Origin of the sequence: Streptomyces flavidovirens DSM 40150, assembly GCF_000429085.1 — a bacterium.
GTDB lineage: Bacteria > Actinomycetota > Actinomycetes > Streptomycetales > Streptomycetaceae > Streptomyces > Streptomyces flavidovirens.
In genome coordinates, this window is sequence record NZ_AUBE01000027.1 from 26,527 (window position 1) to 43,156 (window position 16,630).

General features: G+C 71.0%; 16 protein-coding genes. 9 read left to right on the forward strand and 7 right to left on the reverse strand.

Annotated features, from left to right (window positions below):
- The first annotated feature begins 645 nt into the window (after positions 1–645).
- Together G412_RS0126675 and G412_RS37365 are read left to right on the forward strand one after the other, a co-directional pair.
- Entirely contained in the window at positions 646–1,503 is an 858-nt protein-coding gene (locus G412_RS0126675; RefSeq protein ID WP_028814759.1) for a hypothetical protein, read from the forward strand.
- 83 nt (positions 1,504–1,586) lie between these two features.
- Complete coding sequence (locus G412_RS37365; RefSeq protein WP_051338622.1) at positions 1,587–2,351, forward strand: class I SAM-dependent methyltransferase; 765 nt, start codon at positions 1,587–1,589, stop codon at positions 2,349–2,351.
- Positions 2,352–3,846: 1,495 nt separating this feature from the next.
- Here the strand turns inward: G412_RS37365 and G412_RS41470 are convergent.
- On the reverse strand, positions 3,847–3,969 hold the full coding sequence (locus G412_RS41470; protein WP_279626787.1) for a hypothetical protein: 123 nt from the start codon (positions 3,967–3,969) through the stop codon (positions 3,847–3,849).
- 209 nt (positions 3,970–4,178) lie between these two features.
- Between G412_RS41470 and G412_RS41815 the strand changes: the two genes are divergently transcribed.
- Both G412_RS41815 and G412_RS36055 read left to right on the forward strand, forming a co-directional pair.
- Entirely contained in the window at positions 4,179–4,529 is a 351-nt protein-coding gene (locus G412_RS41815; RefSeq protein WP_078607407.1) for a phosphotransferase, read from the forward strand.
- Positions 4,530–4,830: 301 nt separating this feature from the next.
- On the forward strand, positions 4,831–5,805 hold the full coding sequence (locus tag G412_RS36055; protein WP_051338623.1) for a poly(ethylene terephthalate) hydrolase family protein: 975 nt from the start codon (positions 4,831–4,833) through the stop codon (positions 5,803–5,805).
- Here the strand turns inward: G412_RS36055 and G412_RS36060 are convergent.
- A complete protein-coding gene (locus G412_RS36060) occupies positions 5,783–7,114 on the reverse strand; it encodes a flavin-containing monooxygenase (RefSeq protein ID WP_037649962.1) in 1,332 nt (443 codons plus the stop codon). The genes G412_RS36055 and G412_RS36060 overlap by 23 nt on opposite strands.
- 186 nt (positions 7,115–7,300) lie before the next feature.
- Here G412_RS36060 and G412_RS36065 point away from each other — a divergent pair, with 186 nt between their 5' ends.
- The 5 genes from G412_RS36065 to G412_RS0126725 are packed head-to-tail and all read left to right on the forward strand — an operon-like array spanning position 7,301 to position 12,673.
- The gene (locus tag G412_RS36065) at positions 7,301–7,954 is read left to right on the forward strand and encodes a TetR/AcrR family transcriptional regulator (protein ID WP_037649963.1); all 654 of its coding nucleotides are present in this window, start codon (positions 7,301–7,303) and stop codon (positions 7,952–7,954) included.
- The gene (locus G412_RS0126710) at positions 7,951–9,681 is read left to right on the forward strand and encodes a GMC oxidoreductase (protein ID WP_028814761.1); all 1,731 of its coding nucleotides are present in this window, start codon (positions 7,951–7,953) and stop codon (positions 9,679–9,681) included. Before G412_RS36065 ends, G412_RS0126710 begins: the two co-directional genes overlap by 4 nt.
- The gene (locus tag G412_RS0126715; protein WP_028814762.1) at positions 9,678–10,298 is read left to right on the forward strand and encodes an acetoacetate decarboxylase family protein; all 621 of its coding nucleotides are present in this window, start codon (positions 9,678–9,680) and stop codon (positions 10,296–10,298) included. Before G412_RS0126710 ends, G412_RS0126715 begins: the two co-directional genes overlap by 4 nt.
- Before the next feature lie 38 nt (positions 10,299–10,336).
- A complete protein-coding gene (locus G412_RS0126720) occupies positions 10,337–12,052 on the forward strand; it encodes an AMP-dependent synthetase/ligase (protein ID WP_037649964.1) in 1,716 nt (571 codons plus the stop codon).
- Positions 12,053–12,073: 21 nt separating this feature from the next.
- On the forward strand, positions 12,074–12,673 hold the full coding sequence (locus G412_RS0126725; RefSeq protein WP_028814764.1) for a hypothetical protein: 600 nt from the start codon (positions 12,074–12,076) through the stop codon (positions 12,671–12,673).
- Here the strand turns inward: G412_RS0126725 and G412_RS0126730 are convergent.
- From G412_RS0126730 to G412_RS0126750, 5 genes are read right to left on the reverse strand one after another with little or no spacing between them, the layout of a single operon-like run.
- Positions 12,653–13,399 (reverse strand): maleate cis-trans isomerase family protein, encoded by a 747-nt coding sequence (locus G412_RS0126730; protein WP_028814765.1) that lies wholly within the window; start codon positions 13,397–13,399, stop codon positions 12,653–12,655. The two genes, G412_RS0126725 and G412_RS0126730, sit on opposite strands and share 21 nt — an antisense overlap.
- Entirely contained in the window at positions 13,396–14,055 is a 660-nt protein-coding gene (locus tag G412_RS0126735) for a hypothetical protein (protein ID WP_028814766.1), read from the reverse strand. The genes G412_RS0126730 and G412_RS0126735 overlap by 4 nt, the downstream gene beginning before the upstream one ends.
- Positions 14,056–14,060: 5 nt before the next feature.
- A complete protein-coding gene (locus G412_RS0126740; protein ID WP_037649965.1) occupies positions 14,061–14,894 on the reverse strand; it encodes an SDR family NAD(P)-dependent oxidoreductase in 834 nt (277 codons plus the stop codon).
- Positions 14,891–15,877, reverse strand: a complete 987-nt coding sequence (locus tag G412_RS0126745; RefSeq protein ID WP_028814768.1) for a hypothetical protein — start codon at positions 15,875–15,877, stop codon at positions 14,891–14,893. Before G412_RS0126745 ends, G412_RS0126740 begins: the two co-directional genes overlap by 4 nt.
- The gene (locus G412_RS0126750; protein ID WP_157839165.1) at positions 15,874–16,629 is read right to left on the reverse strand and encodes a hypothetical protein; all 756 of its coding nucleotides are present in this window, start codon (positions 16,627–16,629) and stop codon (positions 15,874–15,876) included. Before G412_RS0126750 ends, G412_RS0126745 begins: the two co-directional genes overlap by 4 nt.
- Position 16,630 lies beyond the last annotated feature (1 nt).

The following is a 16,630-nucleotide window of genomic DNA, read 5'->3' on the forward strand; positions in this document are numbered from 1 at the left end:
GCCCTGTCAATCCCCGAACCGTGGAGTCCTTCCTATGCAGCCAGCCCCACGGTGAGGCTGGCCCAGTGCTCGCGTGCGCAGTTGATCGGACTCTTGAAGTCGCACACTCTGTGCAGCTGACGCGGGTAGGGGATGGTGTGACGGTGCACGTACTCGACCTTGAGCACGCTGTTGAACGCCTAGCTCACAGCTAGCGGCATCGTCGAGTGGTTTGGGTAAGCGTTCGTGGCTAGCGGCTACTGGTGCTGCATATTGCCTGCCGGGGGCGCAGCGCAGGTGGCGATCGAGGCGGCGCCGGAGGATATCGCGGCCGTGATCGCACGGCCAGGGCAACTCGATCTAGGTAGCCCCAGGCCGGTTCGGGCCCCTCCCCTGATCAACCCCAGGAATTTCCGGCTTGCTCCAACATGGCGTCGAGTGTTGAGAGACGATGCCTCTATGGAATGGAGCGCACGGACGGAGACGGCCGGTGCCACCGTCACCCGCGTGAGTGACGTCGCAGCCGCTCAGGACGTTCGCCTGGCTCATGCCCACCTAGTACCTCCTCGTGCGCGGTACAGGGTGAAGGGTCCCGGCCTGGCAGAACCCGTATACGAAGCCGTCGATGAGAGAGGTCGAAGCCGGAAGCTGCGTTCGCGTCATCGCATGGTGCTGTCAGCCCTGTGCGCCCTGATCTGCGGCTTATTACTGTCGTCGTGCGGGAGCGTAAGGACGGAACCGGCGCCGGACACTTCCCAGGACGACTACATCTCTGAGGTCACTGCGAGCCGAAAGCAACTGTTCACTGGCGAGATCACATATGACGATGCCGCAGAGTTAGAAATGACGGCGGGTAAGAGCAGCCTCTACAAGGCCACGGTGAGTGGCAACTGGGATTCTCGCACGGCGGGTTCGGACAGGCAAGTCACGAAGGTGGGGGCGCAAATCGGAGTAAAGCTAACCTGCTCCGGGGCTGGAATCAAATGCAAGTCGCTCTCGTCCGAACGGCAAAACGTTCTCACCGTAGAGGACAGTGCGGAGTGGCAGTGGGAGATAGAGGCCGTGGAGGCCGGCGAAGCCACCTTGACGCTCACCGTAACCGCCTATCTTCGCGACACCGATAACGTGCTGTTCGAGAAACCACCCATCGTCTCCCATGCGCAGGTAGCGGCAGCTCCTCCCCCGAGCCGGGAAGAGACGGACGAGGGCGCCTTCCAGTGGCTGAAGGATCTATATTTCACCATGAAAGGTATGCTGTTAGAAATCGCCGCGCTTGCAATGGCCGTGGGCGCTATATTGACGACACGTTCTCAGATAAGGCGCAGACGAACCTCTGGCGGTGATGAGGGCACGCAGTCCAACGATGCCGGAGAGGCCGAGGGCGACGGTGAGAACGAGCAATCGCGGGCACACCAGCCACGCCCTCAGCAAACCGGCCAGCCCTCCCCGTCCGCCGTCGCAAGGCCCGAGCGTCCGGAGAGTGAAGGGGCGCGCCGCACAAGTGGCTGCGACGGCAGCGTATGAAACCCCCCGCCACGGACCTCCCGGCGGCCGTTGGACGGGCTGACGGAACGGTGCTCTCAGCTCACCACCGAGGAGGGCCACAGATGACCAGGACCGCTGCGAGTGAGGCCGACCGCGCCGATCAAGGGCTCGGCTATGCCGTCAACGGCCCGTACTACGACATGATTTTCCCCCAGCAGGTACGGGTTTCACTGACGGACGCACTGCGCCGGCTGGTGTCCGGGGCCGGCGCCGTTGCGGAGATCGGTCCTGGCACCGGGGTCTTCACCGAGCTCCTGCTGGAGTTGCTCGGGCCGGACGGGGAGCTCTTCGCAATCGAGCCGACGCGCATCATGCGCGCAGCTCTGGTGACGCGGCTGTCCCGCATACCGGCAGCCGCGGACACGGTGACCGTCCTGCCCGAGGACGCACTGGAAGCCGAAGTGGACGCCCCGCTGGACGCCGTGGTGATGTTCAACATCATCATGCACTTCTCGCCGGAGCAGCGGGTCCGGCTCTGGCACAAGTGGGCCGGTGCGCTCCGCCCCGGCGGCCTGCTGATCACGGAGTCGCAGCACCCTCAGACGGCGAGTGCGGTTCCCCCGTCGGTGATTCCTGGGAGCGCGCTGGGACGACACCGCTACGACACGCTGGCGCGGGCGGACGTAGTGGGTGAGGGCCTGATCCGCTGGGTGATGACCTACCGGACCTGGCGCGACGACGACCTGCTTCGGGAAGAGACCGCAGAGTTCGACTGCCATGTCATCTCCGACGAGACGCTGGCCGCCGAGCTGTCGGCGGTGGGCCTTGAACGTGACCCGACCACGCCCGAAGGTATTCAGGCGTGGCGCAGGGTGAGCGTTCCCTGAACTTTCTACGGAGCACCCTCGCGGATGGGGGAGTGGGGTGGCGGTCACCCAACGAGACACGATCCCCACCGCGGCCGGGGAGGCCGCCGTGAGCCGGTCGGCCTCCACGTTCGCCCCCGCCGCCGGTGGGGCCGTGGACGCCGGGATAGGCGGCCACCCGAGCCGGGAACGTCCATATGGGTGACGGCGTCCTTAAAGGCGTTGTTCTCCTGTATGGCGAACGGACGTGCGATCTCGTTGGAGTCTTCTACGACGGACACATCGGGCCGCTCAACACCACGACGGCGGCCCCCACCGGACCTTCAGCGCGGGCTTCATCCGAGTGCCAAGCGACCGCCGCGGGCACGGAGAGCACTCGCCACCGAAGCAAGAGCGGAGGCGTAAGGCGTCATCTCACGTGGCGTTTGGCGGACTCCTTGTAGCAGTTCGGGCTGGTTGCCCGGCTGGGGAAGGCGGCGACCGTTCGGAGAAGGTTCTGCACCTGGTGTCCCGGAGGGCGCAGTGCCCGAGAAGCCCGTCACTCACCACGGAGTTGATCGCGGCCCGGAGCCGGTGCGGACGGTTTCGGCCGCTGTCCGGGTACCCTCGCTCAGAGAATGGGTCGGGTCTGCTCCGGCGTCGCAGGCCACTGACAGTCGGAGCGGCAAGATCGCCGCGCCCGGGTCCGCCCATCTGCTTCGGTGCGACCGAACGCTGTGGCTACCCCGGCTCCCGGACCGACGTGCCCCCGGAACCCAACTGGCACGCCGTCAGGCAATCAGCCATTGGTCAGCTCCAGTACCACGGAGGCGGTGGCCGCTGCCCGCGAGCGCACGGTTGTACAGTGAGAAAACGCCCTTGACCTGCAGCAAGCAGGCAGGGAGCTGACCTCTAGGAGCACTCAATGCTGCGCACCATGCTCAAGTCCAAGATGTAGCATTTGGACGTCTGTGCAGGTCAGGGGCATGATAGAGGTCCCTCGGGTCAGCAGAAGGTCAGCATGCGTCGCAGTCCTGTCTCCGCTTGCTGACCTTCCGCCCTCTGCACAGCGCTCCCCTGCGGCCGGCGATGAACCCGTTTTTCTTGATGGCGCATCGCCTCGAAACAGGTCGTCCAGGTGCGGACGGGGACGGGCGGGTCGCCGTCGCCCTTGCGTGGCAGACGCCCGTCCAGGCACCCCGCGCCGCACTGCCGGCGGCAAGCAGATCCGCACCAGCTCTTGGAGGCGCCCCTGAACCCCGATTTCCCGCTCGATCCGTCCGCCGCAAACGGGTGCGAGTGTGCTCGCCGCCCGACGACCCGTCAGGAAGCCTGGCAGTCAAGGTGGTTGGGGCCCTAACCGGGAGATGAGCTGCGGCGTGCCCTTCTGGTGCGCAGACGCAGCATGCGCGTGTCCGATCCCCGGCGCGGGGTGGGCCGCACCGGGCGCCGTGGTCGTCGAGCAGTTCGGCGGCCAACTGAGGGTATACCGCCCGGTTCAGGCGAGCTACCGGCCAGGCCGGAAACTGCTGGTCCACTACGCGTGCGGCTGGCCGTCCGTTCCTGCCGGGCCGAGCGACGGGCCGTCGTGGAGGCGCGCGTGGGCCAGCAGTGTCTCTTCCTCAAGGTCGTACGCCCCGCTGAAGGAGAGGCCTTGCACAGAGCACGCACAGTCCTCTCCGCGGAGTTGCCGGTCCCGCCGAGCCTGGGCTCGTTTCCGGCACTGGGCATCGTCGCGCTGCCCGCTGTCCCTCGGGCGGACGTTGAAGGAACAATTGATGGCGCCGGAAGCTCCTCTGCCCGATCCCGACTCTCTGATCGGTCTGTGCGACCGCCTCGCGGCGGTGCCGCTGGGAACGCGCGCCGTCGGTGCGGTCGCGTCCCTCGAACGCAACGCTCGCACCGTCGCCGGACTGCGACCCGGGACTCGCCGGGCGGTTGGCGCGTATCGTGACCGCGGTCCACGGGCTCCGGTCCGAACCCACCGCCACCCTGCACGGCGACCTGCATCCCGGCCAACTCCTGACCACCGACGCCGTGACCATACTGCTGGACGTCGACCGTGTGGGCCTCGGGGTCCCGGCTGACGACTACGCCATGCTGCTCGGCCTGATCCCTCGGATCCCGCGGTGGCGGACACCGCCGACACGGCGAGCCCCAGCGTCAGCCCCTCACCGAGCGATTCGCCGAGCCGCCAGCGCCAGCGTCAGTCCTGACTGAGCGCCGGTAATTCGCGCTTCAATCACCTACGGCTGTACGGCCCGTCCCGCAAGCCACTCGTGGGAACGGCGCCATGGTGCCGACCTGGGGCGGCCGGCGGCAGCTTGTCACCAACGGACACCACCACCCCGGCCTCGGTGCGCCGATGTGGATGGGGCGGTTCTCGACACTGGCAGGCGCGGCAGCGTCGGTGATCTCGGTCCAGTGGGTTGACGCGGCAGCTCTCGCCCCGTTAACTGCGAAACATCGTTTCGCTACAAGAAACGCTCCACAGTCATCACGCTCGAGGATCGGGGTACCGATGGCACATACCTTCCTCAGACGCGCGCACGGTCTGCGGCGCGGCCTCTTCGCCGGCTTGCTGAGCTTCGCTCTGCTGGCGGCGATCGGCGGTCGCGCCGAGGCCCGCGAGGCCGTGACGCCCGAGAATCCGACGACCTTCCCGACCGGCTCGTACGCCGCCAAGGTCGGCGCGGACGCCGCGGACGTGTACTACCCGGCGACGACGAGCCGCGGACTGCCGGTGGCGCTGCTCCTGCAGGGCGCCAATGTCGACAAGGCGCACTACGAGGGCTTCGCCCGTACCGTCGCGGCCTTCGGTTTCGTCGTCGTCGTACCCAACCACGTACGTCCGGTCTTCGGTGTGCCGGGCCTGTGGGCCTCCTCCGACCAGGCCCTCGGCGCGGTGGCGTGGGCGGCGGCGGAGAACCGCCGGGACGGCAGCCCGCTCGCCGGCCGTATCGACACCGACACGCTGACCCTGCTGGGGCATTCGTTCGGAGGCGCCGCGGGTATGTCCACCATCCAGGGGCTGTGCGCGCCGCCCTTCTGCGCCGGACTGCCGCCCGGCGCGGTCAAGCCCGCGCAGCTGAAGGCCGCCGCCTTCTTCGGTACGAACAGTGTGCCGCCGGGCGGTGGGCCGGTCGGCCCCATCGACAACGCCGGTGTACCGGTCGCCCTAATCCAGGGTGACGCGGACGGCGTCGCCGCGCCCGTCGCCGCACGCGACACCTACCGGGCGCTGTCCGCCAAGCCCAAGGCGCTGGTCGGCCTGCACGGCGCCAACCACTTCGGCATCACCGACGTGCAGAACCCGCCGGGCGCGAGCCCGGACGCCTCTCCCCAGACCCTGGACCAGACCGAGGGCATACGAGCCGCCGGCCGGTGGGCCGCCCTGTGGCTCAAGGCATCGTTGGGCGACCCCGTCGCCGCCTCCTATGTGCGGTACTGGGGCGACGCAACGGACCGGACCGTCACCGTGGAGCAGGCGTACTGAGCGAACGGCGGCGGCGCTCCGCCCGGATCTCGCGGAGGTACGCGAGGGCGTCGACCTGGATCGTGTGACGCGAGGACGCGACGTACCGACGTGCCGTACGGGCCCGGTACGTCGCGATCTCGCGCCGCATCGCCGCACGTCCGGGCAGCGCGCACGTCCCCTCGATGAGGTCCGCCACCCAGTGCGACTGCGCTTCGGCGAGCGGCATGATCGCTCCCAGCGGCTGGACGAGCCCGATGAAGTACAGGCCGGGATGATCCGGGTCCACCACCCGGTGGTAGAGCCCGATGTCGTTGCCGGCCGGGTCGATGAGCTCGCGGCTGAGGAAGGGGAAACTGATGGCGTAACCGGTGCAGTGGACGATCGCGTCGATGGTCTCGCGCGACCCGTCGGTGAACAGCACCTCGTCACCGTCCATGCGCTCGATCATCGGCTTGACGGTGATGTCGCCGTGGCCGAGCCGGGAGAGCAGGTCGTCGGAGATCGTCGGGTGCGCGGCCAGGACGCGGTGGGTGGGCACGGGCAGACCGTAGTCGCTCAGTCGGCCGCGGCTGAGCCGCAGAAGCAGTTGGAGCCCCCGGTCCTGGACACTGAGCGGCGCGCGGGCCAGCCAGGAGCCGGTGAGATGGTCGGTGGGGACCCCGAAGAGGTACTTGGGCAGGATATGGGCGCCGCGCCGCATCGCGAGGAAGGTCCGTCGCGACACCCGCGAGGTCTCCACGGCGATGTCGCACGCCGAATTGCCGATGCCGAGCACGAGGACGCGCTTGTCGGCGAAGGGCTCGGGCGTCTTGTAGTGGTGCGAGTGCGTCCGGGACCCGGTGAAGGACTCCGAGCCCGGCAGCGGCGGATCGGGCCAACGGGGCTGCCAGTGGTGCCCGTTGGCCACCAGTACGGCGTCGTAGGAGCGGACGGCCTCCTCGGCGGTCTCGCGGTGGCGTGTGGTGACGGACCAGCGTCGCCCGTCGGCGGACGGTTCGACACCGGTGACCTCCGTCCGGAAGGCGATGGAGGGGCGCAGACCGAAATGGTCGACGAACTCGTCGAAGTAGCGCGCGATGTGGGCATGGCTCGGATAGACGGGATACCCTTCCGACATGGGGAAGCAGGCGTACTCCATGACCTGCCGTGACGTGTTGATGTGCAGGGAGCGGTACGCCGAGGACATGTCGTTGTCGTTGAGGTAGCGCCAGTTGCCGCCCACCTCGGAGCCGGCCTCGTAACAGTCGTACGGGATCTTCCGCTCCGCGAGGACCTGGCAGGCGGCGATGCCCGACGAGCCCGCTCCTATGACACAGACGCGTTTCATCACGAGCCTTCCGACGAGAGACGGACGGGATGACCACCCGGTCATGTGACCGGGTGGTCATAGGGTGGGCGGCGGGTGACGGGTTGTCAACCACCCGGCGCCACGGGGGTGTTGACATCGGCCGGTGCGTTCGCCACGATGACCAGGCGGTCACATGACCGCCCGGTCATACAGCGGGAGCACCCCATGCCCACTTCCACCTGGACGCATCTCTCGCCCGCGCGGCGCGAGCGGGTCCTGGTCGCGGCGATGGACGAGTTCGGCACGCACGGCTACTCCACGGGAAGCCTCAACGTCATCGCCCGCGCGGCGGGAGTGGCCAAGGGGTCTCTCTTCCAGTACTTCGCGGGCAAGCTCGACCTGTTCACGTACGTCGCCGAACAGACCTCGCTGCGCATCTACGCGGCCATGCGGCCGTGGCTCGACGGATACGACGGCACCAAGGAGTTCACCACCCACCTCACCGACGCCCTGGAAGCGTGGCTCGACTACTTCGCCACCCACCCCCTGGAGCGCGGCGTCACCGCCGCCACCAACATGGAGATGGACCCGGTCGTCAGAGAAGCCGTGCGCGCCCCCGTCCACGGGCTCTACCTCGCCGGACTGCGGCCCCTCGTCCAGCGTGCCGTCGAGACCGGGGACATCCGCGAGGGCGCCGACACCGACGCCCTGCTCTCCCTGCTCCTGCTGCTTCTGCCGCACATGGCGCTCGCCCCCTTCGCCCCCGGCCTCGCCGGACCCGTCGCCTTCACCGAGGACCGGCCCGGGGCACGGCGCGCCGCGATCGAGCGGCTGGTGATCCCCCTCATGGCCGGGTTCGTGTCGGAGGAGCGCCCATGACGGCGTCCACGACGGTGACGGCCTTCGACTACGACGTCCTCGTCATCGGCTCCGGGTTCGGCGGCAGCGTCACCGCACTGCGGCTGACCGAGAAGGGGTACCGGGTCGGCGTACTGGAGGCCGGGCGCCGCTTCGAGGACGCCGACTTCCCCCGTACCTCGTGGCGCGTGCGCGACTATCTCTTCGCGCCCCGGCTCGGCTGCACCGGCATCCTGCGCATGACCCTCCTCGGTGATGTGCTCGTGCTCACCGGAGCGGGCGTCGGCGGCGGATCCCTCGGTTACGCCAACACCCTGTACGAGCCTCCCGCCGCCTTCTACGAGGGCTCCCACTGGGCCTCCCTCACCGACTGGCGCACCGAACTCGCCCCCTACTTCGACCAGGCCCGCCGCATGCTCGGCGTCACCCTCAACCCGCTGGTCACCGCCTCCGACCAGGTCTTGCGGGAGACCGCCCGTGACCTCGGCCGCGAGGACACCTTCCGCCCCACCCCGGTGGGCGTGCACTTCGGCCCGCCCGGCAGCGCGCCCGGCACCGCCGTCCCCGACCCCTACTTCGGGGGCGAGGGCCCCGACCGGGCCGCCTGCCTGCACTGCGGCGCCTGCATGACCGGCTGCCGGCACAACGCCAAGAACACCCTGCCCAAGAACTACCTCGGCCTCGCCGAGCGCAACGGAGCCCACGTCCACGCCGAGCGCACCGTCACCGACGTCCGCGCCGCCGGTGACGGCTGGGCCGTCACATCCGTACGCACCGGCCGGGCCCCGCGCCGCCGGAAGCGGACCCTCACCGCGCGGCACGTCGTCTTCGCCGCCGGTGCCCTGGGCACCCAGCGCCTCCTGCACCGGCTGCGCGACACCGGAGCGCTCCCGGGGCTCTCCCCGCACCTGGGGCGCCTGACCCGCACCAACTCCGAGGCGATCCTCGCCGTCCGCTCCCGCGACCGGAACGCCGACTTCACCCGGGGCGTCGCCATCACCTCCTCCGTCCACCTCGACGACACCACGCACGTGGAACCGGTCCGCTACGGACGCGGCAGCAATCTGCTGGGCCTGCTCGGCGCCACCCTCGTGGACCCCGTGCCGGGCCGCTCCCGGCTGCTGCTCGGTATGGCCGCCATGGCGAAGAACCTGCGCGACCTGCCCGCCCTGCACGACCCGCGCCGCTGGGCGCGGCAGTCGCTCGTCCTCCTCGTCATGCAGAGTCTCGACAACTCGGTCACCACCTCCACGCGGCGGGGCCTGTTCGGACGCCGGCTCACCAGTCGGCCCGGGGAGGGCGACCCCAACCCCACGTGGATACCCGCCGGACACCGCGCCGCCCGGCAGGCCGCCCGCCGGATCGACGGCATACCCTGCGGTACGTGGGCGGACCTCTTCGACATCCCCACCACCGGCCACCTCATCGGCGGCTGCACCATCGGGGACACGATCGACACGGGCGTCGTCGACCCCTACCACCGGGTGCACGACCACCCCGGCCTGCACATCGTCGACGGCTCCACCCTCTCCGCGAACCTCGGTGTCAACCCCTCCCTCACCATCACCGCCCTCGCCGAACGCGCCACCGCCCTGTGGCCCAACAAGGGCGACCCCGACCCCCGGCCCGCCCCCGGCGAGCCCTACCGCACCCTGGCACCCGTCCCCCCACGTACGCCGTCAGTGCCCGCCACGGCACCCGCCGCGCTGCGCCTGGGACGGACCGCCGGCCGAAAGGACCCACCGTGACGGCGTACCCGCCCGAACCCTGGCACCTCGCCGGGCAGATGTACCTCTCCCTCTGGCTCGCACCACGCCACGCGCTCCCACCCGGCCTCCCGCCCGGCACCCGGCCGGTCACCGTCGCGGGACGCTGCGTGGCCGGACTCGCGTGGGTCGTGTACGAGCAGGACAGCGTGCTGCACTACAACGAACTCCTCGCCGCCGTCCTCGTACGCGACGGCGCCCGCCCTCGGGTCACCATCACCGACATCTGGGTCGACAGCCCCGCCTCCATGGCCGGCGGGCGGGAGCTGTGGGGCATCCCGAAGGAACTCGCGTCCTTCGACATCGACCGCTCGGCCGGCTTGCGCGCCACCGCCAAGGCCGAGCAGGAGGTCCTGGCCACCGCCGTGTTCGGACGCACCCGTCGCCTGCCGGGCCGCTGGCCGCTCACGTACCACGTCGCCCAGACCCTCCACGGGCGGAGCAAGGCGAGCCCGGTCCGCACCCGGACCGGTGTCGTCCTCGCCACCGCACGCTGGGCCGTGCCCGACACCAGCCCGCTCAGCCACCTCGTCCGCCGACGACCACTGCTCAGCCTGGTGCTGCGGGACTTCCGCCTGCGCTTCGGCGCGGCGTCCTGATCTTCCTTCCGCGTACCACCCGACGCCAAGGAGCCGTCATGTCCGACGCCGCGACCCTCTGCGAGGCCCTGCAGCACACCGCCGCCACCCGGGGCCCGGCCCCCGCCCTCCACACCGTTCAGGGCGATGCCCTGACCTGGGCCGAGTACGCCGAGCGCGTCGCCTCGGTCGCCGCCGGGCTGCACGGCCTGGGCGTCCGGCATGGCGACACCGTGGCCCTGATGCTGACCAACCGGCCGGAGTTCCACGTGGTGGACTGCGCCGCCTTCCACCTCGGGGCCATACCGTTCTCGCTCTACAACACCCTGCCCCCGGACCAGCTCACCGACGTACTCACCCGGGCCCGGGCGCGCGTCCTGGTCACCGAGCGGCGATTCCTGCCGGTACTGCGGGCGTCCCTCGCGGGTACGGACGTCGAGCACCTCATTGCCGTGGACGGCCCCGGTGACGGCGCGACCGACCTGGCCGCGGTGGAGGCCGCGGCGCCGACGGGCTTCGACTTCGCGGAGGCATGGCAGCGCGTACGGCCGGACGACGTCCTCACGCTCATCCACACGTCCGGAACCACCGGCCGCTCCAAGGCCGTGGAGATCACCCACGCCGGTATGGCGGCCCAACTGGACGCCACGGAACAGCTCCTCGGCATCACGCACGAGGACAGCCACCTGTCCTTCCTGCCCGCCGCGCACATCGCCGACCGATGGGCCTCGCACTACACGAACCTCCGCTTCGGTACCCGCCTGACCTGCGTACCCGACCTCAAGGAGCTGCCTGGCGCGCTGACTTCCGTACGCCCCACTCTCTTCGGCGCGGTGCCCGCCGTATGGCAGCGGCTGAAAGCCGGGCTCGACGCGGCCCTCGCCGAGGCCGACCCGGGACTGCGTGCCCTGGTGGAGGGCTGTATCGCCACCGCACGCCGCCTCGGCCCCGGCCGGCGCGCCGGAACGCTGACGGCCGAAGAGACCAAGGAACTCGACGAAGCCGAGCCGGTCCTCGCCGAACTGCGCAAACGAATCGGCCTCGACCGCGCCCGGGTCTGTGTCACCGGAGCCGCTCCCGCGTCGGCGGAACTGGTGGGGTTCTTCCACGCGATCGGTGTGCCGCTCGGCGATGCCTGGGGCATGTCGGAGCTGTCCGGCATGGCGCTGATGAACCCACCCGGTGACCTCCGTCCCGGCACCGTCGGCCGGCCGGTACCAGGGGCTCGCATACGGGTCGCCGAGGACGGCGAACTGCTCGTGAGCGCGCCCTTCCTGATGCGCGGCTACCGCGACGAGCCCGAACTCACCGCGCGAGTCCTCGACTCCGACGGCTGGCTCCACACCGGCGATGTCGTCACCGTCGACGACGACGGGAACGTCCGCGTCGTCGACCGCAAGAAGGACATCATCATCAACACGGGCGGCAAGAACATGTCGCCCACCCGCATCGAGACCGTCCTGCGGGATGCGTCGCCCCTGATCGGGCACGTCGTGGTCGTCGGTGACGGGCGCCCCCACAACGTCGCCCTCATCCTCCCGGACCACGAAGCGGTCACCGCCGGGGGCGGGTCCGCCGGCCTCGACGGCACCATCGCCGCCGCCGTCGAGGACGCCAACACCCGCCTCTCCCGCCCCGAACGGATCCGCGCCCATGCTGTCCTCCGGGACGTGTGGGAACCCGGAGGGCCCCAGCTCACCGTGACCCTCAAGGTGCGCCGTGGAGCGGTGGAGCAGCGGTACGCGCAGCTCATCGAGTCGCTCTACGGCCGCTGAGCCGGTCGGAGGCGGACGACCGTGTTCTCCTCGGCCCTGGCGGTGGTCGCCGCCCTGGAACTGGCGCTCGCCGCCGTGGCGCTGCGCGGTCCGTGCCCGGGGCGGTGGGTCGCGCTGCTCGGCTGCGCCCTGGCGTACGACTCGGCCGTCGTCGCCGCCGGTACGGTGCTGGGGCACGGCCCACCGCTGGAGACGCTCAGCACCGGCCGGTACCTGCTGCATGCCGTGCTGACGCCACTGGTGGTGCCGTGCGCCGCGATGCTGCTGTCCAGCGGGCGCGTGGTGGTGGCCGGGGCGTGGGGCACGGCCGGTGCGCTGGCCGTGGCGGGGGCCTGGGCCACCCTGCCAGGGCTTGGCCTCGAACCGCGGCACTGGGCGGACACCGTGCGGTACGCGGACGCGGAGCCCGGCGGGGTGCCGGTCGCGGCGGTCGCGGCGATGCTCCTGCTGCTCGTGGCGGGGGCGGTGCTCTGGCGACGCCGGCGCGTGCCATGGCTGGCTCTGGGGGCGGTGGCCCTGTTCGTCGCCTCGGCGGCGGCCGTCGTGGTGCCGCCGCTCGGCAACGCGGGGGAGGCGCTGATGCTCGCCGGACTGGTGCGCTCAGTGCTCGCGCAGGAGTGACCCGGCGCCGTACACCTTGTCCTCGATCCCGTTGTCGCGCAGGGCCATCCACCACGTGGCGGCGTTGATGGCGATCACCGGGAGACCGAGCCACCGTTCGGCCTCGTCGGCCAGCGCCACCATGGACAGGTTGGTTCCGCACTGGACCAGCGCGTCCACCCCGTCGAGCGCCGCCAGACCGGTCAGCGCATCCCGGAGCCGCTCTTCCCCGACATGGGCGATGGAGACCGCCGTCGGGCAGCGCAGACCGGTCACGCCCGCGACCTCGAAGCCGAGCTCGCCGAAGAAGCGCCGTACGTTCGCGTCGCCGACCGGCTGGTACGGCGTCACCACCCCGATGCGCCGGGCCCCGTACAGGCGCAGCGCGCGCTCGCACGCCTCCGCGCCGGTGGCCACCTGAAGCCCGGTGATGTCGTGGATCTGCTTCACGAAGGCCCGGTTGCCGGCCACGCCTCCCCAGAACGTCTCGGCGGACATGCCCATCACCATGTAGTCGGGCTCGCAGGTGAGTACCCGCTCGCAGGCGGCGCCGATCTCGTCCCGTATCTGTTCCAGCAGCCGCTCCATGCCCGCGTCCCCAGCCATGTTCTGGTCGCGGATGTGGATACGGGAGAAGTGGGCGGTCACGCCCGGCACCGTCAGCCGGGAGAAGTCAGGTTCGACGATGGTGTTCGTGCTGGGCGCGATGACGCCGAACTTGCGGCGCCAGCCGAGGGCGTCGGTCACAGGGTCACCTTCCGGAGGGAGGGGAGTGAGGAGGCGGACAGGCGCCAGGCCGCGTACACGAGGGCGGCCTGCGTGAGCGTGTTGCAGGACTGTTCCACCCACTGCAGGGCGACGCTCTGGTCGGGCCGGGCGGCCAGCGGGCCGAGCGTGTACGTGCCCAGCAGCCACAGACCGGTGGCCGTGGCCGCGCGTGGCTCTCCGGCCGAGCGCGCCAGCAGGATCAGCCGTACGCCGCAGACCGTCACCGCGGCGATCGTGAGCACCATGAGGGGCAGGGTCGACCGGAGCGCGAGGGAGCCGGCGGCGGCCGCCGTCCACGCCGCGGCGAAGCCCCACAGCGGGGGCAGCCGGTGGTCGCCCGTACTGCCGCGCGGGGGCGCGCTGAGCAGCGCGTGCGCGAGGAGCAGGAAGCCCAGCGCGAGAAGAGGGAAGAGCGCCTTGTTCAGGGGCTGGATGTCGGGTCCGTCCAGCGCGACGGTGAGTTTCCAGCTCGCCTTCGACAGGCCGCCGGCGAAGACCAGGGCGGCGCCGGCGACCGCGACGGCACGGGCGCGTGGGGCGGCGCGGCCGATCGGCGCCACCAGCCGTGCCGCCGCGAATCCGGTCAGCACCACCGGGACGAAGTCCTCCAGAGCCAGCGCTACGGGGTACTCCACGGCGCTCACCGAACCGGGAGGGTTTCGGGGAGCACGTCGCGCCGCCGCAAGGCCGCCGTGGCGAACCGGGCCGCCGCCCTGCGGCGGGTCAGCCAGGCGACGCGGCCCCCGTTGCGGGTCCGGTCGTTGAGGACCCGGTCCGCGAGCCACGGGGTCACCGTCTCCACCCGGTCGGCGAGGATGTCGAGGACCTTCCGGGCCTTCGCGTACTGCTCGGGGGTGTAGCCGTGGACGAGCAGGTCGGTCACGAGCATCCCGGGGGACAGGCGCAGCGCCTTCACGTCGTGCGGGTGCGCCCTGGCCCGCTCGTCGAGGTCGGCGGCGATGGCCCGCGTCAGGTACGTGACCGCGCTCTTGGTGGCGCCGTACGCCCCGAGGCCGGGCAGCGCGCGCCCGTCGGAGCCGAAGCCCTCCATGTTCCACAGCCGTCCCCGCCCCTGGGCGAGGAAGCCGGTCACCGCGACGGCCGAGCCGTGGGCCGTGCCCAGCAGGTTCGCCGCCGCCACCGCTTCGACGTCCGCCGCGGACAGCTCCCAGAACGGGCGCCGGGGCGCGGCGGCGCCCGCGTTGTTGATCCAGACGTCGACGCGCCCGAACCGCTCGTACGCGGCGTCCCACAGCGCCTGTACCTGCCCGCGGTCGGTGACGTCCGCCACCCGCTCCAGCACCCGGTCCGCCGGGCCGGGCAGGGCCTCACCGGCCTCACCGGCAGCAGCACCGGCACCAGCGCTACGGCCGCACAGCGCCACGCGGCAGCCGCGCGCGAGGAACGCCCGTACGAGCCCCAGGCCGATCCCCCGCGTACCGCCGGTGACCACCACGACGGTGCCGCCGCTCACGACTCCGCCTCCCAGGTCAGTACGCCGTGCAGCACGGCGCTGAGGACGTTGCCGTCGAACAGCTCGTACGAGACGGCCAGCCGCCCGCCCGCCGACATGCCAGGCGTGGCGTCGAGGGCGAACTCCCGCCCCGTGACCCGGTGTACGCGGTGTACGCCCTGTGCGTCGCCGCGGCCCGTGAAGTGCCACAGCGGGAAGTTGGCGCGGCCGAAGGCCTGGGCGCTGCCCCAGGCGTCGGGGCCCTCCCAGAACTCACGCGTCCCGTCCCGCCGCCGTACCACGGTGAACGCCCGGTCGGTCCCGCCGCCCGTCCAGGTGACACGGTGCTCGGTGCGCAGCAGGTCCAGCGGGGTGAGCCGGTCGACGATCCGTACCGTGCCCAGCGGCTTCTGGTCCGCGCCCCACAGCTCGCAGTCACCCGTGTAGCGCCCGGCCTGTTTGGTCGGCAGGATCCACGGGACGGGGCCGTTGGCGGTCTCGGCCTCCCGGTGCGCGGCGACGGCCCGCCGGGTGTCCGGGTTCGTGTCGTGGTCGGTGGTCCTCACGTAGAGGCCGTTGAAGCAGCCGATGACCGTCCAGCCCTGGTACAGGACCGAGGAGTAGACCTGGGCGGTGCCCCCGGGCAGTACGTGGTTCCAGGTGTTGAGGCCCACCTGCCAGCCGGGGCCGTAGTAGTGGGCGTCGACGAACGCGCCGTACGGCTGCCCGCTGCCGTGGAAGTCGGGCCCTTGGTAGAGACGGTTGTCGTCGGCGTCGCTCACCGCGAACGCGAAGGGCGCGGCCAGACGGAACCGGCCGGCGAGCGGCCCGCCGCCCGTGAGGCCGCCGTCCATGCGGTAGACGGTGGCGCCGTCCTTGAAGTCGGACGAGCGGCGGATGTCCTCGTAGCCGCACCAGGTGCCGTGGGCGTCGAAGAGGGAGGGGCGGCCGTGCCACTCGCCCGCGATGCGCTGCTGCCAGGCGCTGGGGGAGACCTGGGTCATCGCGTTCCCTCCGGGTGGCCGGTGATCAACAGGTGCCGCAGCCGGTCCGTGGTCGTGGCGCCGAGCAGCCGGTCGACCCTGCCCCACACCGGGTCGATCTCCCGGCTGAACAGCGCGGTGCGCAGCCGTCGGTCCCGTTCGGGCAGGTCGGTGTCGGCGAGTTCGCCGGCCGCCTCCGCCGGTATCGCGGCGGCGAGCGACAGCCAGTGCTCCAGGTACTCCTCAGCCACCGGCGTGATGGCGCGCAGGGCCGCCTCGTCGGCGCGGTGCACCAGCATCCACGGGGACATCAGGGACCGTTGGCGCGGGCTGATGGCCGCGGCGGTGAGTCCGGGGGCCTCGGCGGCCCGCGCGTGGGGCTTGGTGAGCGGGCCGTACACGGTGTCCGTATACACCGGATGGGCGGCCAGGTCGGCCCGCTGCACCAGGTCCAGGTGGAAGGCGTACGCACCGCCCGCGTGCACCGAGTCGAGCGTGAAGTGGGGCAGCGGGCAGTCGTCCGCGCCGAAGGCGAACACCATGTGGCTGTCAAGACCGGCGGCGGGCAGCACAAGGCCGATGTACACCACCGACGCGACGGACTCGGCGTGGCCGCCGGTGAAGTACCGTACGCTGCCGACCGGTTCGGGGAAGGCGGGTCCGCGCAGGGTTGTCCACTCGGTGGGCCGCTCGCTCACGCCCGTACCGGCGACGAGCCGGTCGAGGACCAGGGCCGACAGCTCGGCGGCCGGGGACATCACCGCTTCTGACATG